Source organism: Nitrosospira sp. Nsp13, from assembly GCF_900101945.1.
GTDB classification, from domain to species: domain Bacteria; phylum Pseudomonadota; class Gammaproteobacteria; order Burkholderiales; family Nitrosomonadaceae; genus Nitrosospira; species Nitrosospira multiformis_D.
Genome location: NZ_FMVD01000003.1, coordinates 122,044 through 144,501, shown reverse-complemented (window position 1 = coordinate 144,501; position 22,458 = coordinate 122,044). Strand labels below are relative to the sequence as shown.

Sequence of the window (22,458 nt, the reverse complement as noted above, 5' to 3'; positions counted from 1 at the left end):
GGAGTTGTTATGGAAAACCGTGCCCATGCCCTTGCGGCGGGTTTATTCGTAATTCTTCTGAGTGTGGCCATCGCAGTGGCTACGATGTGGTTCAGCGGAGGGACTGCCACGCGTGACAAATATCTGCTGGTATCGGAATTTCCCGTTAACGGACTTAACCCCCAGGCGGTGGTGCGTTATCGCGGAGTGAGCATCGGCAAGGTGGAGAGCATCCGTCTGGATCCGAAAACTCCGCATTTGATTTTAATTCGCATTGCTGTGGACCCAGACCTGGAGCTAACCAAAAATGTATACGCGCAGCTTGGCTACCAGGGCTTGACGGGGCTTGCATTTGTGCAATTGAATGACGACGGCAAACAAGCTGAACGATTGCAGACCGACTCGGACAATCCCGCTCAGATTCCCTTTCGCCCCTCCGCACTGGATAGCATAGCCGAGTCAGGGCAACTCCTGCTCAGTAATGCAAATGGATTGATGGAGCGTCTGAATCTGCTGCTTAGCGATCAAAACCAGACCCGGTTTTCACACATACTGGAGAATACCGAGGGTGTAACCGGCCGTTTGCGCGGCGCCGTCAGCCAACTGGAACCTGGTCTCAAGTCCCTGCCTGGCCTGGCAGCCGACGCAAGTTCGGTACTGAAACACACCGATCAGTTGATAATCGATCTTAACCAGATCACGGCAAAGATCAATCAGCAGGGAGGACCTGTCGACAGTCTGTCTCATACGGCAGGAGAACTGACCGACACCATGCATAAACTGCGTGAAGCTACTGAAGGCATCACGCGAAATTCCCGCAGCGTGGATCGCGTTCTACTGCAACTGGAAGAGCAACCCCGAAGTTTGCTGTTCGGCAGATCGCCACCGCCGCCGGGTCCGGGAGAGGATGGCTTTGTATCACCCCAGGCATCACCTCAGGGAATTTCCAAATGACGATATTTTTATTTCCGGTTCTTGCAGTTCTGCTGCTTGCGGGATGCGCGACTCCCCGAGCTCAGGTACCCACGGCGGTATATGACTTCGGCTTGGAACAGCCATTCATTGCATCCGGTGCCACCGATAAATCATCCAACCCGCCACACCTATTCACGAGCCTGCTGGTGGCGGCGACCTCTCCCGCGTGGCTGGATAACCCTACGATCCAGTATCGGCTGGTATATCACGATCCTGCACGATCATATACCTATGCAAACAGTCGCTGGGCGGCGGCACCCGCGACTTTGCTCACGCAGCGGGTCAAGGGTTACATTGCCGGTGTCAGTAATGAGAGGGTGGTAAGCGCCGGTGATGGCGTGCGGGCAGACTATATATTGCGCCTTGAACTGGAAGAATTCACCCAGATATTCGATACGCCCCATCAAAGCCGCGCTGTAATCAGATTGCGTGCCAGCCTTATCGAGCGTAGTACTCGTTCATTACTGGCACAGCGCAGCTTCAGTACGGAGCAGGCGGCGCCCACGGCCAACGCCGCAGGTGCGGTGCGCGGCCTGACCGAAGCGAGCGACAAACTGATCGAAAATCTGATTAGCTGGCTTGCCGAGAAATTACCGGAGGAGGCGAAAGAACTGGCGGAGAATCCTTGACCTTGACGATTTTTTATTTCAATGATCCAAATACTTTCTGCAGAACCTTGTTATCCTGACCCATCGGTTCATTACGAATGAGGCGTTCCTCTTCCGCCATCATCAGATATAGCCCATCCAGCGTTTTTTGTGTAACGTAGCCTTCGATGTTTGCATATTTTTCCGCTATCAGGCCAAATTTCCCGCCTTTTCGGGCGAAATCATTATATTTCTTGGCCAGATCCACTTGGTTTGTGGCGTTTTTCACAATAGGCAGGAATTCTTGAGCGAGTTCCTCCGAAGCAGTGGCGCGAAAATACCGGGTGGCCGCATCGTCACCTCCGGTAAGAATTTTCCTGGCATTCTCCACCGGCAGCTTTTCCACTGTATCCAACATCAGTGTCCTGGCTTCAGCCGCTGCCACTTCTGCTACGCGATTCATGGTGACGATCAAACCATCAACATGCTTGCTCGCGCCTAAAGTTCGCATAACCCCTTCCACTTTTTGTAGCGTGCCGGGTAAGGGAATTTTGACTTTGGGATTATCAAGAAATCCGTTTGCGACGCCTAATCTGTCTACCGCTGCATTGACACCTTGAGTAAGCGCCTGCTTCAAGCCATCAGCCGCATCGTCATCGGATAGCGCTTCAATTCCGGTGGCGAAGGCAGGCATGGAAACCAGAAACCAGGCAAAAATGACGGTAATGGTGCGCATGGTGCAACTCCTGTTGGACGCTTGGCTGATTAAGTGAACCGCCATCCTTGAATGAATCGCTATGCTACGCCCGCTTCATGCGCCTGCTGATCGGCATGATAACTCGAGCGCACCATTGGACCACAGGCAGCGTTGCTATAACCCATCTCGATCGCCGCACGCTCGAATTCCTTGAATCCTTCCGGCGGCACATAGCGCAAAACAGGTAAATGTCCAATGCTGGGTTGCAGGTATTGGCCAATGGTGAGCATCTCGACATCATGTTTGCGCAAATCGCGCATCACTTCAAGAATTTCCTCGTCAGTCTCTCCCAAGCCCAGCATTAACCCGGATTTAGTGGGAATTTCCGGGAAACGTGCCTTGAAGTCTTTCAGCAATTTGAGCGAATGCGCGTAATCAGCGCCGGGGCGGCACTGTTTGTAGAGGCGCGGCACTGTTTCGAGATTATGATTCAACACGTCAGGCGGGCAGGCGAATAATTTATTCAGTGCGACTTCCAGCCGTCCACGGAAATCCGGTACAAGAATTTCTATTTTTGTCCGCGGCGAGTGGGTGCGGACTTCACGTATGCAGTCCACGAAATGCTGCGCACCGCCATCACGCAGATCATCGCGGTCCACGCTGGTTATGACGACGTATTTTAACTTCATGGCTGCAATGGATTGCGCCAAATGCAAGGGTTCCTCGGCATCCGGTGGCGAGGGCTTGCCATGTGCCACATCGCAGAAAGGACAACGGCGTGTGCAAAGATCGCCCAATATCATGAAGGTGGCGGTACCTTTGCCAAAGCACTCGCCGATATTGGGACAGGAGGCTTCTTCGCACACGGTGTGCAGCTTCTGCTCCCGCAAAATTCTTTTGACTTCGTGGAATTCCTGACTATTGGACGAGCGTACCCGGATCCATGACGGTTTACGCAGCAACTCACTGTGTAATTGTGGTGCAATTTTGATGGGATTCCGTGCGGTTTTAGCCGCACCTTTCTGGCGGGTTTCAATTGTCATGGCAAAATAATCTCATTCCTCAATAACGATACATTTAAATGATTATTTGTGTTGCAATATATGCTGTACCAATACTTTCCATTTGTACTGCATCGGACTTTCCATTTTTCAAATCCTGAAAAGTCTCATTTGCAATTTACCGGCAAGTTCTCCGCTCAACGTTTCCAGTCCGGCTGCCACCCCAAGATCTCTGGTCTGCGTTACCTGCAAGCCCGAATAGCCGCAAGGATTAATTGCGGCAAACGGACTCAAATCCATGTCCACATTGAGAGCCAGACCATGGTAGCAATAGCCGTTCTTTATTTTCAATCCCAACGCCGCAATTTTTGCACCGTCTACATATACCCCTGGGGCATCCACACGGCCTTCGGCACCGATGCAATAATCTCGCAGCAAGTCTACCACGGCACCCTCCATTCTTCTGACCAGCTCGCGTACGCCGAGTTTAAGGCGGCGCATGTCAAGCAGCAGATACGCGACAATTTGACCGGGACCGTGATACGTAATCTGTCCGCCGCGATCTGTCCGGATCACGGTAATACCGTTGTTATGGAGCAGATGCTCCGGCTTGCCCGCAATGCCCTGGGTGTAAACCGGCGTATGCTGCAACAGCCAGATCTCATCAGGCGTATTCTCCGTGCGAGATGCTGTAAAGTCTTTCATCGCCTGCCAGGTGGAAAGATAGTCCGCCAAGCCGGAGTATCGTTGAACCTTCAATTCCGATCCCTGGCTTAATTCCACTGGCCTGATTCCAGGCATAAGATATCCATGCTCCAAAAGCATATCCGGAAAATTACTCAGAGTCCAAATCTCAGGATGCTCAAAGCGCCATGACCACCATGGGGTGAGCGCACAATTCTTGATATAACGCATCCAGTTGCTCACGGGAAATGGCGCGGACTGTGCAGGTTAGACTCAGATACGTATTCTTTCTGCTGAACTTGACCTCCAGGCTTGCCTCATCGAAATCCGGGGCGTGGCGCTTCACAATCATCAGCACCGCTCGGGTAAAATCTTGCCCGCCATGCTCCACCGGAATAGCGGTAATGGAATCATCCGCAGAAGGCAGGATGGCATCGCTTTTCTGGTAAACGGCCGGCTTAACCGGTAAACCATCCACGCGCCCCATGATCTTGATGGGAAAATCACAGGGGTATTCGATTAAGGAGGGCTGCACTGAAGTCTCCATAGACTGAGAATACTAATGGTTTCCTTCGAATGTTGAAGTACCGCCCCGCATTACGGTGCTCTTGTAATTCTGATAGAGCTGGTGCAGCAGGGCGAACATCGCTCCCGGTCTACCGTCGCCCACTGATTTTCCGTCGAGACGAGTAATGGGCATGATCTCCTTGGTTGAGGATGTCAACAGGATTTCCTGGGCAGTACGCACCTCGTACTCGGACACCTCCCTCACTTCGTGCGGGATCTCATTGGCGAACGCAAGTTCAAGTACCACGTCATAAGTAATGCCAGGCAGCATCAAATGATTTTTTGGCGGAGCCAACAGTATTCCATCTTTTATCACAAAAATATTGCTCGCCGCGCCCTCAGTCATAAAGCCTTCCCGCAGCAGCACTGTTTCTATCGCGCCTACATCAACTGCCATCTGTCGTAATAACACATTGGGCAATAAGGAAATTGCCTTGATATCGCAGCGGAGCCATCGGTTGTCGCTGGCTGTTATGGCGGCAACGCCGGTAGCGAGCCACTCTGCCGGCGGCGCCAGCAGCGGATTACTCATGATGAATACCGTAGGCATAACACCCTTCGGAAAAGCATGATCGCGCTTGGCCACACCACGAGTAACGTGCAAGTATAGAGACTGATCATCGCTCTCGTTGCCAGCGATGATTCGTTCCAGCAAATGACTCCATTCCTTGTTGGAATGTGGATTTGACAGGCGAATGCCATCGAGGCTGTGCTGCAAGCGATGCAGGTGCTCAGCCAGACGAAAGGGCTTGCGGGAATATACAGGGATCACTTCGTACACGCCGTCACCAAAAATGAAACCCCTGTCCAGCACGGGAACACGGGCTTCCTCGATAGGCATAAAATCACCGTTGAGATAAATCATGACGATCCTTGTATATAAAATCGGTAAGGGGGCGCATACAGTCTAATTAAATAACAACTGCATACTATCCCAGGTACGGCCAAAAAAATTTGCCGCACTCACAGTCTCCAATGCTACCAAAGGATGTTCTGCCATAGGCCTGTCATTGAGCGTGAATTTCACCACCCCCACTTTTTGTCCCGCACTGATGGGAGCAATCAAAGGCTGCTTGTATTCCATCCTGGCTTTCAGTTTATCGGCCTGGCCCTTGGGGAGCGAAAAATAAACGTCATAGCCAAACCCGGTCTTCAGCTTGTTCTGCGAACCCTTCCATAGCGGAATGGTAGTCACCTCGCGTTCTTTGTGATACAGATGCACGGTATCGTAGAACTGGAAACCGTGATTCAACAGGCGCTGACTTTCCATGGTACGCGTATTATCGGAGGCGGTTCCCATCACCACGGAAATCAACCTCCGATCGCCGCGTTTTGCGGAAGTAATCAGGCAATAGCCGGCGGCGTCAGTATGGCCCGTCTTGATACCGTCCACATTGGGATCAAGCCACAACAGACGATTGCGATTGGGCTGCGTGATCTTGTTATACGTATACTCCCGCAACGAATAAAGCGGGTAGTATTCCGGAAAATTACGGATCATGGCCGCCGCCAGCAAAGCAAGATCTTCAGCAGTAGTGTAGTGATCAGGATGCGGCAGCCCGGTGGAATTGGCGAAGCGTGTGTTCTTCATGCCCAAACGTACCGCCTCCTTATTCATCAGTTGCACGAAAGCGCTCTCTGAACCGGCGATAGCTTCCGCCAGCGCTATGCAGGCGTCATTACCTGACTGCACAATCATGCCGCGCATTAATTCGTCAACCGTTACCGGCCTGTTGGGCTCAATGAACATGCGCGAACCTTGCGCGCGCCAGGCACGGTCGGACACCGTCACGGCTTGCGTCAACGTGATACGCTTCTGCTGCAGGGCTGAAAAGACGACGTGCGCCGTCATCAATTTGGTGAGCGACGCGGGTTCCACGCGCTCACGCACATTCAGGCTGGCTAAAGTCTGCCCGCTCTGAAAATCGGTGAGAATGTAGGATTTGGCGGCTACCGATAAAGGAGGTTGCGGCACCACATCATACTTGGTTTGCTGGGCGGCTACCGGGAACACTGGGAGCGCTACAAAGCACAGCAATAACGAGAATAAGCGTTTCATGGCAAACTGCAAAAAACGTTATTATATCCCAGCCACGTGGAACACGTACCGACTGCAACAGCTATCTGCGTTACTGTTTGCCGCGGCACACGCTCAATCCGTCATTCCAACCCATTCGATACTGGGTGTCGGTGGAGAAGCGGCGTGCGTCCTTGAATCCGTAGGGAGTTTTCTTGGCGGTTTCGCAGCCATCAATATAGCCATCCTTGAAGGCGGGTGAGTAGCCTGTAAGATTATAGGCGGGCCGTGTGCTTGGCGGCGGAGGTCCTGAAGGACGCTGACCCTGCCCTGTCGTTGCACAGCCCGTAATGATCATAACCAAAAAGATCGCCGTAATTAAACGCATCACTATCTCCCCCGCTTCCTGGAATTCGCCTGCGGCTCACCACGGTAAACTAACGGTCAGCCCATCAATCAAGGTTGTTCCGCGAAACAAATACCGCCGGTTGAAACTGTCAGCGCCTGCGTCCCCCTCCGAAGATGCCTCCTAAAACGCCCCGGAAGATCTCGCGGCCAACCTGCGAGCCGATTGAGCGCGCCGCGCTTTTGGCAGCCGCATCGAAAATCCCCGGGTGTTGACCGCCCCGCGGTCCGGTTTTGCCGAGAAGCATACCACCCAGCATGTCCATCATGCCGCCGCCCTGCTCAGTCTGAGTCTGTGTTCCACTACTTGCCTGTGGCGCTGCCTTACCCTCATCTTTAGTGGTTGCGGTGCGGCTTTTGATTATTTCATAAGCCGATTCGCGATCCACTATCTGTTCATAATGTCCAAAAATAATAGACGATTTGATAATGGCCGCACGTTCCGCATCGGTGAGCGGGCCTATTCGCGAAGCTGGTGGATAAATGAATGCCCGCTCAACAATACAAGGGCGGCCCTTCTCGTCCAATAACGACACAAGTGCCTCGCCAACCGAGAGTTCCGTAATGGCCTTCTCGGTGTCGAAATCAGGATTGGCGCGCATGGTTTGCGCCGCCGACCTGACTGCTTTCTGGTCGCGCGGCGTAAACGCGCGCAAGGCATGTTGTACACGATTGCCAAGCTGACCCAAAACACTCTCGGGCACATCAAGCGGATTCTGTGTCACAAAATACACCCCGACCCCTTTGGAGCGTATCAATCGCACTACCTGCTCGATTTTCTCCAGCAGTGGGCGGGGTGCTTCGTTGAATAACAGATGGGCTTCATCAAAGAAGAATACCAGTTTAGGCTTCTCAGGATCGCCAATTTCCGGCAGGTGCTCGAATAGTTCGGACAATATCCATAGTAAGAACGTCGAGTACAATTTAGGCGAATTCATGAGCTTATCGGCGGCGAGAATATTGATCATTCCCCGGCCCTGGCTGTCAGTTTGCATCAAATCGTTGATGTCGAGCATCGATTCACCGAAAAACTGACCGCCTCCCTGTTGGTCGATCTCAAGCAGCGAGCGCTGAATCGCACCTATCGAGGCAGCAGAGATATTGCCATATTCAACGGTAAAATTTTTCGCGTTCTCACCGATGAACTGCAACATCGCACGAAGATCTTTCATGTCAAGCAGCAAGAGGCCGTTATCGTCCGCGATCTTGAATACGAGCGCCAGCACACCTTGCTGTGTATCGTTCAGATTGAATAGCCGCCCGAGTAGCAGCGGTCCCATATCGGATATTGTTGCGCGTACCGGATGTCCGGATTTGCCATATATATCCCAGAACGTGGCTGGACACGCCGTCCACCGCGGTTCATCGAGTTTGAGTTGCGCCAGCCGCTCCTCCATTTTTGGGGAACTCTTGCCCGGTGCGGCGAGGCCCGACAGGTCGCCCTTGATATCAGCCATAAATACCGGCACACCGATGGAGGAGAATTGTTCAGCCAATACCTGTAGCGTAACGGTCTTGCCGGTACCGGTCGCGCCGGTGATAAGTCCATGTCGATTGGCGAAACCAGGCAGCAACGCGATTGGATGACCGGAAGTTGCGATCAGTAGTGGTTCTGGCATAAATACCCCGTAGATCGTAGGTGGTTTAATGAAGCTTCACGATTGCATCAGCATGCCTGATTTGGCCTGACTTAGCGAATTCACCATAAAGAGGCTACGATGCAAAAAGTCCTTGTTGATCATAGCACCAAGCTGAAAAATGAAGGAAAAATAAGCGGTCAACTGCCAGATTCAGATTCAATATTTACTTTCCTTACCCAGCCCAACTCGCAATCTCCAGCAGCAAGAGCAGCAGAAGCCACAGCACCAGCGTACGCCAGATCAAGCCGACGGTACTTTGCAGAAAATCCATGTCAGCTTCTTCGCCCACGCCTAATTCCGGGCGGTGGTACTGCCCGGCGTGCTCCTGCAGCGAATCTCCCAGGCGAACTCCGAGCGCACCGGCGCCACTGGCGAGAATAATGCCTTCGGCTTGGTCAATCCACGAAGCGGCTTGTGCGCGCCAGCAATAAACCGCATCCTCAAAATTGCCGGCAATGGCGAAACTCACGGCGGTTGACCTTGCCGGTATCCAGTCTATAACCTCGAACGCCTTGGTCGCAAAATGTCCAAATGTGTCCGGTGCTTGCTCCGCCCGGCTGCCCCAACGCTCACTCAATAATTCCGCGAGACGATACAGCACCGGACCCAGTGGCCCTGGCAGAACAACAAAGCAGACAATGATAGCGAATACATAACGATGCGCATGAATCAGCCCCAATTCAATCGTGTTCCGCGCGATTTCCTGGCTATCGAGTTCATCCGCCGGTACGCCGCGCCATCCCCTCAACAACCTGCGGGCCAGAAGTAGATCCCCATTCCTGAGCGCATCTTTGATCTCAGTGAATAAATCACCAAATTGACGAAATCCGATGGTGAGATAAAGTATTACCACATTCCATGCCAACGCCAGTAGCGGGCTGAGGTTATACAAGAGATAATAGATCCATCCCGTGAGTATCAGTAACGGAACCACCGCGACGATCCAGGCGGCAACGCCATGACGGCGCGCCCCGGTATTGAAGTAGCGCTCCAGCGCGTCAGCATAGGAGAGAAACAGTAAGACGATGCGGTTTCGATCTCCGCTGGGACGCCATTGCTCCAGCAGAAGAGCAAAAATTAGCGAAGATAAGGTCATTGCGAAAGGGCCATGATTGTCTTTGTCAACCCGATTTCAGCACCGATTTCAGCAGCTTGCCCATTTCCGCCGGATTGCGTGTCGTCCTAATCCCGCACGCTTCCATTACGGCAAGCTTTTCCTGCGCCGTACCCCTGCCGCCGGAGATAACTGCTCCCGCGTGTCCCATGCGCCTGCCTGGTGGCGCGGTTACGCCTGCGATGAAACCCACCACTGGCTTCTTCATATTGTCCTTGACCCAACGGGCGCAATCCTCCTCATCGGAACCACCGATTTCACCCACCATTAAAACCGCGTCCGTTTCATCATCGTCGTTGAATAGCTTCATGACATCCAGATGCTTCAATCCGTTCACGGGGTCGCCGCCAATGCCAATACAAGTGGATTGTCCCAGTCCCTGCTCCATCAATTGCGCCACTGCTTCATATGTCAGGGTGCCGGAGCGCGACACCACGCCGATACGTCCCTTCTTGTGAATATAGCCAGGCATGATACCAATCTTGATTTCGTCGGGCGTGATAATGCCGGGACAATTAGGGCCGATCAGCCGGGTTTTTCGCTCCCGCATGTTGTGGCAGGTGCGCAGCATGTCGCGAACCGGGATGCCCTCGGTAATACAGACAACCAGATCCAGTTCTGCATCCACTGCCTCGTCAATCGCGGCAGCGGCAAATGGCGGTGGCACATAGATCACCGAGACCGTCGCCCCGGTCGCCTGCTTCGCTTCTCTCACGGTGGCATAAACCGGGATACCTTCGAAATCCTCACCCGCCTTCTTCGGATTTACCCCGGCAACAAAACAATTCTTTCCATTGGCGTAGTCGCGGCACATGCGGGTATGAAATTGCCCGGTCTTGCCGGTAATGCCCTGCGTCATTACCCGGGTGTTCCGGTTAATCAGGATCGCCATAACTATACTCCCCCTTTCGCCGGTGCCGATACCCTGGTTGATGCCTCGGTCAATTGGGTCGTCTCTGATACCAAACCGGCCGCTCTCACGGCCTTCTCCGCAGCATCCGCCATATTACCCGCCGAAATGATCGGCAGGCCGGATTCGGCGAGAATCCTTTTGCCCAGATCCGCATTGGTGCCTTCAAGGCGCACCACCAGCGGAACATTCAGCTTCACTTCCCGCGCCGCGGCAACCACACCCTCGGCGATCACATCACATTTCATGATGCCACCAAATATATTGACCAGTATGGCCTTCAATTGCGGGTTACGCAGCATCAACTTGAACGCCTCTGTCACCTTCTCGGCGGTGGCGCCCCCGCCCACATCGAGAAAGTTGGCAGGGCTTCCGCCATAGAGTTTGATGATATCCATGGTTGCCATCGCCAGGCCCGCGCCATTCACCAGGCAGCCGATATTGCCATCCAGCGAAATATAGGAGAGATCATATTTAGACGCCTCGATCTCCGCCGGGTCTTCCTCGTCAAGATCACGCAAGGCGGCAATCTCAGGATGACGGAACAGTGCGTTGTCGTCAAAGTTCATTTTTGCATCGAGCGCAACGACATGATTATCAGCGGTGAGTATCAGCGGATTGATTTCGACCAGGGACGCATCGGTGCTGTCAAATGCCTGGTATAAACCCTGCAAAAGGGTGCGCGCTTCCGCAGCGGCGGATTCCGGAAAACCGATCTTGCGTACGATGTCGTCAGCATCATACGCACTGAGCCCAGTCATGGGGTCGATAAACACCTTGTGAATTTTTTCAGGCGTCCTGGTGGCGACTTCCTCGATATCCATACCACCTTCCGAACTCGCCATCAGACAAACGCGCCGGCTGCCCCGATCCACCACCAGGCCGACGTAAAGCTCGTTTCTGATCTCGGCGCCCCGCTCGATAAAAAGCCGTCGCACAACCTGACCCTGAGGGCCGGTCTGATGCGTAACAAGCGTCATTCCCAGTATTTTCCCGGCAAATTGCTTCACTTCATCGAGTGACTTTGCCACTTTCACGCCACCCCCCTTGCCGCGCCCACCGGCATGGATTTGCGCCTTGACCGCCCACACGTCGCCACCCAGCTTTCTGGCGGCATCCATCGCCTCCTCTACGCTGAAACAGGCAATCCCTTCGGGTGTGGCAATGCCGAACTCACGCAAAATCTTTTTAGCCTGATATTCGTGGATTTTCATGGTCCCTCCGGCGATTCGGAAAATGAAGTATAGCGTAATAACTTTACAGCGTTACCGACAGAAGAAATGGTTTCCCAGTTAACCGCATGGGTTCTTGAACGGATGGCACTGAAAGTTGGGACAGCTGGCGTGATATTCGAGTTTATCCACCCATGGTCACTAGGGCCTGTTAACACTTATAGCACACGCGCCCAGCTCGGACACATCGCGTGCGGAATAACAACAGAATCGTTGGCTTACTGGCTATCGCCTTCATTCATGAGTTTAAAGTCAATAGGCGTGCAATCACCTACCATCACGCTGCTTTTATATATTGACGGGCCACCTTTGCTGACAAGTATAGAAAACCTGGCTGCCCCGCTGTTTTCTTTAAAAAACGAATAGATTTGAGACTCTCCGGAGTCATGATAATGAATCAGAAAGGCTGCCTCTGTTTCGTTACGGCGAAGCGGAAACACCTTTGCGCCATCCTGAGTTGTCGAATGATTCCGCGCGGTGGAATCAATGAAAATAATATCGAAATCATCCTTTCCAAACTTCCGCAGGGTAAAAGCGCCTTTCGGTACAGTATCTATCTTCCAGTCGCTGTCTTCCTTAGACAACACGCCCATGTGCGCAAAATAGGCATGGCCCACGGGGTTTATGCATGTCGTTACCTGTTGAGCAAAGAGGATGGCGGGTAACATTGATAACGGGAAAAATAGTAACGCTTGAATGGTTAAAAGGGTGCGCATAAATTTAACTGGACAGACCGAGCCTTCCCCATCAAGCAGATGGTTCAAAAATAGGGATTCTAAAGCAATAATTATATTTGGCCCTATTTCTCATAACGGTTATTTTTGCGCTTTTTTGGATGCAGGGTCTTTTCTTTCGGCTCCCAATTTTTCGCGCGGCCCAGCGCCTCGTTCCAGCGTCCGCGGAGTTCGGTCACGCGGGCGCGCGGCATCTTGGGTTCGAAAACTCTCTCGACCTGCCAATGCGCGGCGATCGAGGCAGTGTTTTGCCAAAAGCCGACCGCGAGTCCCGCGAAATAAGCAGCACCCAGCGCAGTCGTCTCAACCACGGCAGGGCGCACCACGGGTACACCAAGCAGGTCAGCCTGGAATTGCATCATCGGTTCGCTGCGCGACGCGCCACCGTCGACGCGCAGCTCCGTAAAGGGCTTACCGGTGTCCGCGTGCATCGCATCGATCAGATCCGCGACCTGGAAAGCAACACCTTCAAGTGCGGCGCGCGCGATATGCGCGGCACGAGTGTCACGCGTGAGGCCGATTATCAACCCGCGCGCGTAGGGGTCCCAATGAGGGGCGCCAAGTCCGGTGAAGGCCGGGACAAGAACTACGCCACCGCTATCCGGTACCGATGCCGCCAGCATGTCCGCCTCCTGCGCGGAACGCACGAGTTGCAGCCCGTCGCGCAGCCATTGCACAATCGCGCCACCGATGAAGACACCACCTTCCAGCGCAAACTCCTGTTTTTCACCGATTTTCCACGCTGCCGTGGTAAGCAGGCGCTGCTTGGACGCGACCGGCTTGGCACCGATATTCTGTAACAGGAAACAACCGGTACCGTAGGTGTTCTTCGCCAGCCCGGGCTGTACGCATAGCTGCCCGAAAAGAGCCGCCTGCTGGTCACCCGCCGCGCCCGCTACCGCGATATGTGCAAGGCCGGGCACAGCGTTGATTGCGCCATACACTTCGCTCGAGGAGCGCACCTCGGGCAGCATGCTCTCCGGGATGCGGAAAAGCTTGAGCAGATCCTTATCCCACGCGCTGGTGTGGAGGTTGAACAGCATCGTTCGCGACGCGTTGCTCACGTCGGTGACGTGCACCTTACCGCTAGTCAGTTTCCAGATGAGCCACGTTTCCACCGTGCCGCAGATGAGCTTACCCGCCTCCGCTTGAGTGCGCGCATCGGGGACATTATCGAGAATCCAGGCAATTTTTGTCGCGGAAAAGTACGGGTCGAGGATCAATCCGGTGAGTTTCTGAATCGTTCCATCGTGACCCGCGGCGCGCAACTCATCGCACATCCCGGCAGTGCGGCGGTCCTGCCAGACGATAGCATTGTACACGGGGTGGCCGGTTTCCCGATCCCACACGATGCTGGTCTCACGCTGATTGGCAATACCGGCACCAACGACGTCGCGTGGCTTAACACGCGCGCGATCTAGCGCTTCTATGGCCACAGCTATTTGTGTACGCCAAATCTCCTGAGGATCGTGTTCGACCCAGCCGGGCTGGGGAAAAATCTGACGTATTTCCTTTTGCGCGACGGCGCGGATCTGACCATCGTGATCGAAGATAATGGCGCGCACACTGGTCGTACCGGCATCGAGGGCGAGGATGTAGCGCATGCTATTGAGACTCTGACCAGATTCAGGTTACGCTGACAGACAAGTTCTGTCAGAACAACAAGGAGTGGCTTATTATGCCGCTAAAAGAGATGATCGATCCCACCCTTTTTAATCAAACCAAATAATATCCCTTTCTTTAGCCTAATATCACCCTGATCGTAACCCAGCACAACAAAAGGTTAGCTAACCTTTTTTAAATTGGCGGATTCGGTTGGACTCGAACCAACGACCAAGGAATAATGAATCCTGAGAAGTTATGAACAGTCAGTTATCCGAATAAACGTAGTTCGCGCACTTGCTGTCCACTTTACCGCGTTCGCAGTGAGTGGGGTGAATAGCCCCTACCGCCGCATCTGGACGCCTCAAAGACCACGTATAGCCCCTGATAACCTACATACATGGGTTGCGCCGAAGCTTTCCCAGCGTAGATTGGAGCAAGCCGGGATTGAATTTTTGCCGGTGCAAGCGGGTTATACGTGACAAATCGAGCATGGTCGTTTGCTAATCCCCCCAAGACGGGGAAGTCTTGGAAGGTGATTTTCCATTGATCAACTCGAATCCCCTTTCATGCATGCAGGCCAATACATAATCATCAACATAACTCAACCAAACGGCAGTCCAGGCGTCTGCGTAATTATCCTTATCGGCCTTATTCTTTGCCACAACTCGACATTCGTTTAGCGCCGTCATGTAACCTACCTTCTCTCCTCCACGAGTATATTCTCCGTAGTAAGGGGATGGAGTCGTCGAGCATCCATATAGCCCCACGAGCAACAGAACTACAACTATTCTCACCTTTTTGGCTCCTATTGAATAACAGACTGTAGTGGTCAAGTAATTTCAGACACCAGGATAGGTGGTATTGCTGCCATTTCTCGTTCGTAAGCGGCGGACGTTGAATAGCCCAGTTTTGAGTGCAATCGGACGCAACTATAAAAACCAACGATGTATTCGGTAATATCGCGTTGGCCTTCGCCGTGATTGGCATAATCACGTTGCCATACACGCTCCATTTTCAAATTCAGAAAGAAGCGTTCCATCACGGCATTGACGCTCCTAATACCTGGTATTCCAGACTGGCATATTGACTGCCGCGATCCGAATGGAGCAGCAACCCAGGCACAGGCTCGTGCGAATTCCGGCTCAAACTGGACACGCGTTCGACGGCAAACTGGACGGTAAAATAAAGATGTAGTGGTACGCGGGATAACCGTGACAACCTCGGAGATTTCTCCGGAGAGCCACAGGCCAACAACAGGTTAGCCATGCGCAAGATTACAGAAACACTCCGGCTGCATCACGAATGCGGTCGCTCCAACCGGGATATTTCCCACGCTACCGGAGCGTCGCTGACCACAGGTTGCGATTATCTTCGCCGCGCCAAGGTGGCTGGCCTAGTTCTCCCGATTTTATAGCCAAACCATCATGCCCATTTCGAAGGGGTGCGTCAGCAATGGATGAGAAGGATAAACACGCATGTAATATTCCAGTTTTCCGCATAAATCCGGGGTAAGATTCAACGTAAACTGATGCTCACCCGATTCTTCGATACCGGAAAACTCAAACTTGAAGTGCTTGAAGTCGCATAACTTGGTCTTTTTGAACTGGCGGCAAATCAGCAGTTCCACCACCACATCCTCAGGCTGCAAGCCGTTCAGCCTCACCGCGACATCGAAGTACAACGCCTCGCCAAAACTAATACGCTTGCCTGGTGTATCCAGGCGGCGTATCGATACGCCACGCCACGCCTTTCTCACAAAAGCCTTCCAGGCGGCGATTTTTTTTGCGCCGCTGAAATCTTTATCGGCGTAAAGCGCACCCTGCTTGCTGGCCGGCACATAAAAATTTTTGGCGTACTCACCCACCATGCGTGCAGCGTTGTATCGCGGCAGCAACGACATCATCGAGTTTTTGGCCATTTTCACCCACTCTGGCGAGTAACCGAATTTATCGCGGCTGTAATAAAGCGGCACTACGTGATCTTGTAGCGTTTCGTAGAAATCCCTGCTCTCTTCCTTGTCGCGTAACGATGGAGCCATATTCTCCGGCCCCGGCTTGATAGCCCAGCCATTCTTGCCGTTATAGCCTTCTCCCCACCAGCCGTCGAGGACACTCAGGTTAATCGTCCCGTTTATACCCGCTTTCATTCCCGAGGTACCGCTGGCTTCCAGAGGATATACGGGGCTGTTAAGCCACACATCCACTCCCGCCACCAGCCGGCGGGCAAGGCGGAGATCATAGCCCTCGACCAGCAGAAGCTGCCCCTCGAATTCGGGACGCTGTGCAATCTGGCTGACGCGCCGGATCAAATCCTGCCCCGGTACATCGGCAGGATGTGCTTTACCCGCAAAAATCATCAACACTGGCCGTTCTTGATGAATCACAATTCTCCGCAACCAGTCAAGATCTTCGAACAACAGCGCGGCGCGTTTATAAGTAGCGAAGCGGCGGGCAAAGCCGAGTGTCAGAATATTTGGATTAATGGGATCAGTGAATCTGAGCAAGCGATCAAGATGCGCTTCAGAGCCATGATTGCGCGAATTCTGTACGGCAAGACGGGCGCGTATGCCGTAGAGCATTTGCGATTTCAACGTTTGCCGCACGCTCCAGAACAAATGATCAGGGATAGTCTCTATACGCGACCAATATTCAGGATCGGTTATATTGGTGCGCCACTCATAGCCGAGATAGCGATCGAATAAATCAGACCATTCCTGCGCCAGAAAAGTTGGCACATGAACACCGTTCGTGATGTACGCCATCGGATTCTCTTCCGGCTCGATCTGAGCCCATAAATCTTTGCAGATACGCGCAGATACGTTGCCATGTATCTTGCTTACGCCATTGTGGAAGCGCGAACCGTGAATGGCGAGGGCTGTCATGTTGAAGTCGTTGCTGCCTGGTACACGGCCCAATGAAATAAGTTCCTCGCGAGTGATCTTCAGGTCTTGGCAGAATCCCTCAAAGTATGCCGATATCATATCATCGCCAAAATAATCATGTCCCGCCGGGACTGCGGTATGAGTGGTAAATACGGTATTTGCCGCAACCGCCTCCAGCGCACCGGCGAAATCCAGACCGTGCTGCACCAGATTACGCATGCGCTCCAGCATCATGAATGCCGCATGCCCCTCGTTGATATGCCATACCGTCGGTGTTATCCCGATATCTCGTAGTGCACGGGCACCACCAACGCCGAGTATTATTTCCTGCTCGATGCGCATGATCCTGTCGCCGCCATAGAGTTGATGAGTGATATCACGATCGCCCATTGAGTTTTCCGGCAGATCAGTATCAAGCAAATAGAGCGTAACGTGACCGATTTTAGCCCGCCAGACCTTCACCACCACCTTGCGGTGCGGCAATTCCACCTCGATGCGTACTTCTGAACCGTTCTCATGCAATACGGGTATTACCGGCAGATCCTCGAAATCCGAGTCGGTATAGGTGACCTGCTGGTTCCCATGATTATCGATAGTCTGGAAAAAATATCCTTGACGATAGAGTAACCCGACACCAATCAATGGCAAGCGCAAATCACTCGCTGCCTTGCAATGGTCGCCGGCCAGAATGCCAAGACCTCCGGAATAAATTGGAAAACTCTCGTGGAATCCAAATTCGAAACAAAAATAGGCTACTTGATCATTTGGCCGAAAACCTCCGCCGCTATCAGGGTGCGCCGGCCCCGACTGATAGGAATCATAGGCAGATATTATGCTGTTGTAATTAGCCATGAACACCGGATCTTCTGCCGCTTTCAGCAGTATCGATTCGTCCACACGCTTGAGAAAAGCCTTCGGATTATGCCCCACTGCTCCCCAGAGTCCGGGATGCAGGCGCGAAAACAGCGAGCGCGTGGAGCGATCCCAGCTGTACCAGAGGTCATTGGCAAGCTCCTCAAGGCGCGCCAGACGAAGGGGGATTTTTGGATTGACAGCAATAGTGAAAACGGTGCCGGAAGACATGCGTGATTTCCTTGAAAGAGTTGGAAAAAGGTTATCTCGATCCAGAGATCCCGTTTATCCTAAATCCGATAGTTGGATAGGGTGAAGTATGCTGTTTCTGGAGTGCAGGGCAAGGCGCAATGACACGGAATAGCCGTTCCATTCCGAGAAGTCGCAACGCAGCCATGTGCTGCAAAAACGGGGCGATCAGCTACCGGATTTAAGATTATTCTATGTTTTAATAAAATGTTCGCGATAATATTTCATCTCGGTAATGGAATCGTAAATATCCGCCAGTGCTTCATGCTTGCACTGTTTGGTCAGCCCCGCCGCGATCTCCGGCTTCCAGCGTTTTACCAATTCCTTCAGGGTGCTCACGTCGAGATTACGATAATGGAAATAGGCTTCCAGCTGCGGCATCCAGCGGGCCAGGAAACGCCGGTCCTGGCAGATCGAGTTACCACACATGGGAGAGACCCCGGGTGAAACGTGTTCTTGCAAAAAGGTGGTCATGCGTGTTTCCACCTCGGCCTCATTCAGCCTGGATGCCTTGACCTTGTCTATCAGACCGGATTTGGCATGGGTGGATTTATTCCAGCTATCCATTCCATCCAGCACCGCCTCCGGTTGCGATACCACCAGTACCGGCGCTTCAGCCAGCACATTCAATTGAGAATCAGTGACTACCAGAGCGACTTCGATGATGCGGTCATTTTCCGGGCTCAACCCGCTCATTTCCATATCTATCCAGATGAGGTTATTGCTATCTTGTGCCATAATTGAACCAACTTCCTGAATTTTCAATCTGTAATTGTGTCATATCGATGGAGCCTCGTCACCTTTCGTCAGGCGCATCAATTGGCTAATATATACATGCAAACCTTTACAGCCGTATTTCTCGTTACTCTGCTGCTCACGTTCTGTGCGCGGATGTGGCTGGCAACGCGGCATATTCATCATGTCCTCGCCCATCGTGATAGCGTGCCGGCGAATTTTTCTTCACGCATCAATCTTGAAGCGCACCAGAAGGCAGCAGACTACACCTGTGCGAAAACTCGCCTGGGTTACGTCAGCATATTGCTGGAAACAATACTTTTGCTGATATTTACCTTGGGAGGCGGACTGAATGTCCTGACCGCATTCTGGTCAGACTGGTTGAACGATCCATTGGCTCACGGCATGGCGCTCATCATCAGCGCCATGTTGCTGATGAGTCTGGCCGGAATTCCCATCAGCTATTATCGGACCTTTGTTATCGAACAACAATTCGGCTTCAACAAAATGACGCCCCGCATGTTCCTGAAGGATCTCGCCAGCCGGACTGTGCTGGGAATGCTGTTGGGCATACCCCTGCTATTTTCCGTTCTATGGTTAATGGAGAAAATGGGCACAAACTGGTGGGTATATGTCTGGCTCGCATGGATGGGCTTCAACCTGGCGGTTCTGGCTATTTACCCCACCTGGATTGCCCCCCTGTTCAATAAATTCACGCCACTGGAAGATGCTCCGCTGAAGGTGCGTATTGAGCAGTTAATGCAGAAATGCGGCTTCAAGTCCAGCGGGCTTTTCGTGATGGATGGCTCGCGTCGAAGCAATCACGGCAATGCATACTTTACCGGCTTCGGTAAAACCAAACGGATCGTTTTCTTTGATACCCTGCTCTCTCGTCTGGATGGATCCGAGATTGAAGCAGTATTGGCCCATGAATTGGGACATTTCAAGCGTCGTCACGTTATCAAACGCATCCTGTGGACGTTTGCCATGAGTCTGGTATTTTTGTGGATGCTGGGTTATTTGATGCAACAGGACTGGTTTTACCGGGGATTGGGCGTCTCCGTTTCCGCCATCCCTTCAACCGCAATGGCGCTACTTTTGTTTTTTTTGATCATGCCCGCATTTACTTTCCTATTCCAGCCGATGGCAAGCCTATACTCACGCAAACACGAGTTCGAAGCGGACGAGTATGCGGCGCACAATGCGTCCGCCAACGATCTCATACGGGCGCTGGTCAAACTCTACCAGGACAATGCCGCAACGCTTACTCCCGATCCCTTGCATTCGGCGTTTTATGATACGCATCCGCCGGCAGCAATGAGAATAGCGCGACTACAAAACCTGGCGCATAATTGATGCTCACCTGATATTTACGCAGCCCTGAAAATTCAAAATCCCCGATAACGATACTGATCAATCGGAAGCGTGGCTAAATATGCTGCCCTATTGCTGATATTTTTAGAGATATTTTCAGCATCAGCAAAGCGTCGCGATAAAACAGCGCAAGCGGGCACTCGCGATCAATGGTCGCAAATTTAAAGCTTCGGGGATTCTTTCTTTTTTAGGATGCTCTTTCTTATACCCGGATATCGGCTTGATTAATCACTAACCAGCAGGAGCGCTAATGGATACTATTGTCAATGATCTGGCCACTAAACAATGCAAGCCCTGTGAAGGCGGGATGCCGCCGCTTTCACCTGCAGAAGTTGCCATATTGAAGGAGCAGCTTGATGGGTGGGAGTTTTCCGATAAGCTTATTGCGAAGACCTACAATTTTAATAATTATTATCAGACAATGGCTTTTGTCAACGCAATTGCATGGATCTCGCATCGCGAAGACCACCATCCAGACATTGTGGTCGGTTACAATAAGTGCCACGTGGAGTACACCACACACGCCATCAATGGATTGTCCGAGAATGATTTCATTTGTGCCGCAAAAATAGACACGCTGTTCAAGATTTGAGCTCAACTCGCCGCGTCTCTACTTCATCATCAATTTCGGGACAGATAGTTGCCGCATTCGGGAGGCATTTTCTTGTTAAAACCGCGAGCCATACTTCGCTTTCCTGCGTGATGCGCGGAAAAAAAGGAGGTGCAGCGTGCGGTGATCGAGTGGAAATCAAGCTCACTACGGCAGGACAGGGTGTCATAGAAACGATTCTGCCCCGCAGCGCCTTACTGTATCGGAGCGACGTTTACCGTGAAAAGATCATCGCCGCCAATGTTACGCAGATGGTCATCGTGGTGGCAGCCGTGCCGAGCTTTAGCGAAGAACTTATCAACCGTTGTCTCGCGGCCGCCGAGAATCAACGTATTAGGGGGCTGATTGTACTCAACAAGGCGGATCTTATAGAGCCTACGCGCGCTGCCGCTGCCTCACTTTCGCTTTATCGGGAGCTCGGTTACCCGCTGTTGCAAATTAGCGCCAAGACCAGCGTTACGCCTCTTCTACCCTACCTTAAAGGCCAGCTTAGCGTTCTGGTAGGTCAATCCGGCATGGGCAAGTCCACCCTCATCAACACGCTGATTCCGGATGCGGAACGCGCCACCGCCGGTATTTCCATCGCACTTGATAGCGGGTGCCATACGACTACCCATGCCCGGCTTTTTCACCTTGATGAAGATACCCGCATTATTGATTCCCCAGGAATGCAGGAATTTGGTTTGCATCATATTGATGGGAAAGATTTGGCTTGGGAATTTATCGAATTTCGTTCCTATCTTGGACAATGTAAATTCAATAATTGCCGCCACGCCGATGAACCTGGCTGCGCGCTGGGAGAAGCAGCGCGAGAGGGGAAAATCAGCGGGCGGCGTCTTGATTTTTATCGCAAGCTGGCTATATTACCTGGTGCCATGTCGCGAGCTTAAATCTATACCTTGAAAGGCGGATTACATATTTTTTGCTATAGGCAAATAGCCGTTGCGCTTATGACCTTAAGCTCAAATGATGTGGAGCGCCGTCGCTGATTTTTGGCTTTTAATTAAAAGCCACCTGTTACGCTTCGTTAACGGCTGCCTGACGCCTACCCATGTCAAGCTGGAAGCGATGCAGCGGCAAATCACCGAATATCAATGATTCCCTCTCAGTGCGGCGCTTAGCATTTGCATCGGGTTGCGCTTCAAATGTTCGCAGCCATTCAACGTACTCAGTCGGCAAGCCATGCTCGACGGCCCCCGCTATAACGGATGCTTTATACCACTGATATGGCAGGAGAGAAGCTTCCTCGTAGCTAGCTACGTACGTTAACGCTGTATACACACCCGTCGCGGTAACGACCTGAATATTCGCTTCGCTATATCCAGTTCCGAGGCCCTCTGCCTTGTCAAGGCCCGGCTTTTCTTTTACATTTATCTTGAAAAGAACGCCATAAGCCCGATCTTTCAGATTGCCCGTTGCTTCGAGATCACATTTACCGGACCCATCGCGGCTCACCTTGTCAAACGAGAATCTTCGTCCCTGGACGAAACCAATATCTATTGCTACAGCGGACGGCGCTCTATCCGATGCATGAAGTCTCCGGGATAACATATTTGCGCCATATGCAAAATAAAGAAATGTGCTGGTTGATGTAGAAGTTTTTAACATGA

The 22,458-nt window shown here is 52.4% G+C and carries 21 protein-coding genes and 1 pseudogene; 5 read left to right on the top strand and 17 right to left on the bottom strand.

Going from position 1 to position 22,458, the window contains the following annotated elements; translation table 11 throughout:
- Positions 1–9 precede the first annotated feature (9 nt).
- Entirely contained in the window at positions 10–933 is a 924-nt protein-coding gene (locus tag BLO43_RS05505) for an MlaD family protein (protein ID WP_090906199.1), read from the top strand.
- A complete protein-coding gene (locus BLO43_RS05500) occupies positions 930–1,583 on the top strand; it encodes an ABC-type transport auxiliary lipoprotein family protein (RefSeq protein ID WP_254773347.1) in 654 nt (217 codons plus the stop codon). The genes BLO43_RS05505 and BLO43_RS05500 overlap by 4 nt, the downstream gene beginning before the upstream one ends.
- Positions 1,584–1,596: 13 nt before the next feature.
- On the opposite strand, the gene BLO43_RS05495 is transcribed toward BLO43_RS05500, so the two are convergent.
- The 16 genes and pseudogenes from BLO43_RS05495 to orn all read right to left on the bottom strand — a co-directional run bounded on the left by BLO43_RS05495 (position 1,597) and on the right by orn (position 18,867).
- The gene (locus BLO43_RS05495) at positions 1,597–2,277 is read right to left on the bottom strand and encodes a DUF4197 domain-containing protein (protein WP_090906198.1); all 681 of its coding nucleotides are present in this window, start codon (positions 2,275–2,277) and stop codon (positions 1,597–1,599) included.
- A 59-nt stretch (positions 2,278–2,336) separates the two neighbouring features.
- Positions 2,337–3,281 (bottom strand): lipoyl synthase, encoded by a 945-nt coding sequence (lipA, locus tag BLO43_RS05490; RefSeq protein WP_090906197.1) that lies wholly within the window; start codon positions 3,279–3,281, stop codon positions 2,337–2,339.
- Between the two features lie 108 nt (positions 3,282–3,389).
- Positions 3,390–4,040 carry a lipoyl(octanoyl) transferase LipB gene (gene lipB / locus BLO43_RS05485; protein WP_090906314.1) on the bottom strand — a complete coding sequence of 217 codons (651 nt, stop codon included), beginning with the start codon at positions 4,038–4,040 and terminating at the stop codon, positions 3,390–3,392.
- Between the two features lie 61 nt (positions 4,041–4,101).
- Positions 4,102–4,470, bottom strand: a complete 369-nt coding sequence (locus tag BLO43_RS05480) for a YbeD family protein (RefSeq protein WP_090906196.1) — start codon at positions 4,468–4,470, stop codon at positions 4,102–4,104.
- 12 nt (positions 4,471–4,482) lie between these two features.
- Positions 4,483–5,355, bottom strand: coding sequence for a D-amino acid aminotransferase (locus BLO43_RS05475; protein ID WP_090906195.1), 873 nt, complete (start codon positions 5,353–5,355; stop codon positions 4,483–4,485).
- Between the two features lie 42 nt (positions 5,356–5,397).
- Positions 5,398–6,549: a D-alanyl-D-alanine carboxypeptidase family protein gene (locus BLO43_RS05470; RefSeq protein WP_090906194.1), complete on the bottom strand. Its 1,152-nt coding sequence runs from the start codon at positions 6,547–6,549 to the stop codon at positions 5,398–5,400.
- Positions 6,550–6,619: 70 nt separating this feature from the next.
- On the bottom strand, positions 6,620–6,895 hold the full coding sequence (locus tag BLO43_RS05465; RefSeq protein ID WP_175443870.1) for a hypothetical protein: 276 nt from the start codon (positions 6,893–6,895) through the stop codon (positions 6,620–6,622).
- Positions 6,896–7,004: 109 nt separating this feature from the next.
- Positions 7,005–8,531, bottom strand: coding sequence for a helicase HerA-like C-terminal domain-containing protein (locus tag BLO43_RS05460; protein ID WP_090906193.1), 1,527 nt, complete (start codon positions 8,529–8,531; stop codon positions 7,005–7,007).
- Positions 8,532–8,724: 193 nt separating this feature from the next.
- The gene (locus BLO43_RS05455) at positions 8,725–9,648 is read right to left on the bottom strand and encodes a CobD/CbiB family protein (RefSeq protein ID WP_090906192.1); all 924 of its coding nucleotides are present in this window, start codon (positions 9,646–9,648) and stop codon (positions 8,725–8,727) included.
- A 25-nt stretch (positions 9,649–9,673) separates the two neighbouring features.
- Complete coding sequence (sucD, locus tag BLO43_RS05450; protein WP_090906191.1) at positions 9,674–10,558, bottom strand: succinate--CoA ligase subunit alpha; 885 nt, start codon at positions 10,556–10,558, stop codon at positions 9,674–9,676.
- Positions 10,559–10,560: 2 nt separating this feature from the next.
- A complete protein-coding gene (gene sucC, locus BLO43_RS05445) occupies positions 10,561–11,790 on the bottom strand; it encodes an ADP-forming succinate--CoA ligase subunit beta (RefSeq protein WP_254773345.1) in 1,230 nt (409 codons plus the stop codon).
- A gap of 236 nt (positions 11,791–12,026) precedes the next feature.
- Positions 12,027–12,572 carry a hypothetical protein gene (locus tag BLO43_RS05440; RefSeq protein ID WP_139149242.1) on the bottom strand — a complete coding sequence of 182 codons (546 nt, stop codon included), beginning with the start codon at positions 12,570–12,572 and terminating at the stop codon, positions 12,027–12,029.
- A 35-nt stretch (positions 12,573–12,607) separates the two neighbouring features.
- The gene (gene glpK, locus BLO43_RS05435; protein WP_090906189.1) at positions 12,608–14,146 is read right to left on the bottom strand and encodes a glycerol kinase GlpK; all 1,539 of its coding nucleotides are present in this window, start codon (positions 14,144–14,146) and stop codon (positions 12,608–12,610) included.
- An 830-nt stretch (positions 14,147–14,976) separates the two neighbouring features.
- A pseudogene (locus tag BLO43_RS05425) lies at positions 14,977–15,308 on the bottom strand (hypothetical protein); the annotation flags it as partial.
- 247 nt (positions 15,309–15,555) lie between these two features.
- On the bottom strand, positions 15,556–18,111 hold the full coding sequence (gene glgP, locus BLO43_RS05420; protein WP_090906187.1) for an alpha-glucan family phosphorylase: 2,556 nt from the start codon (positions 18,109–18,111) through the stop codon (positions 15,556–15,558).
- A gap of 210 nt (positions 18,112–18,321) precedes the next feature.
- Complete coding sequence (orn, locus tag BLO43_RS05415; protein WP_074631483.1) at positions 18,322–18,867, bottom strand: oligoribonuclease; 546 nt, start codon at positions 18,865–18,867, stop codon at positions 18,322–18,324.
- A 96-nt stretch (positions 18,868–18,963) separates the two neighbouring features.
- Between orn and BLO43_RS05410 the strand changes: the two genes are divergently transcribed.
- From BLO43_RS05410 to rsgA, 3 genes are all read left to right on the top strand, one after another.
- On the top strand, positions 18,964–20,220 hold the full coding sequence (locus BLO43_RS05410) for a M48 family metallopeptidase (protein ID WP_090906186.1): 1,257 nt from the start codon (positions 18,964–18,966) through the stop codon (positions 20,218–20,220).
- A gap of 268 nt (positions 20,221–20,488) precedes the next feature.
- Positions 20,489–20,830, top strand: a complete 342-nt coding sequence (locus BLO43_RS05405) for a 4a-hydroxytetrahydrobiopterin dehydratase (RefSeq protein ID WP_090906185.1) — start codon at positions 20,489–20,491, stop codon at positions 20,828–20,830.
- Between the two features lie 110 nt (positions 20,831–20,940).
- Positions 20,941–21,738 carry a ribosome small subunit-dependent GTPase A gene (gene rsgA / locus BLO43_RS05400; RefSeq protein ID WP_254773344.1) on the top strand — a complete coding sequence of 266 codons (798 nt, stop codon included), beginning with the start codon at positions 20,941–20,943 and terminating at the stop codon, positions 21,736–21,738.
- 127 nt (positions 21,739–21,865) lie between these two features.
- Here the strand turns inward: rsgA and BLO43_RS05395 are convergent, their stop codons facing one another.
- Entirely contained in the window at positions 21,866–22,399 is a 534-nt protein-coding gene (locus tag BLO43_RS05395; protein WP_175443869.1) for a gamma-glutamylcyclotransferase, read from the bottom strand.
- Positions 22,400–22,458 lie beyond the last annotated feature (59 nt).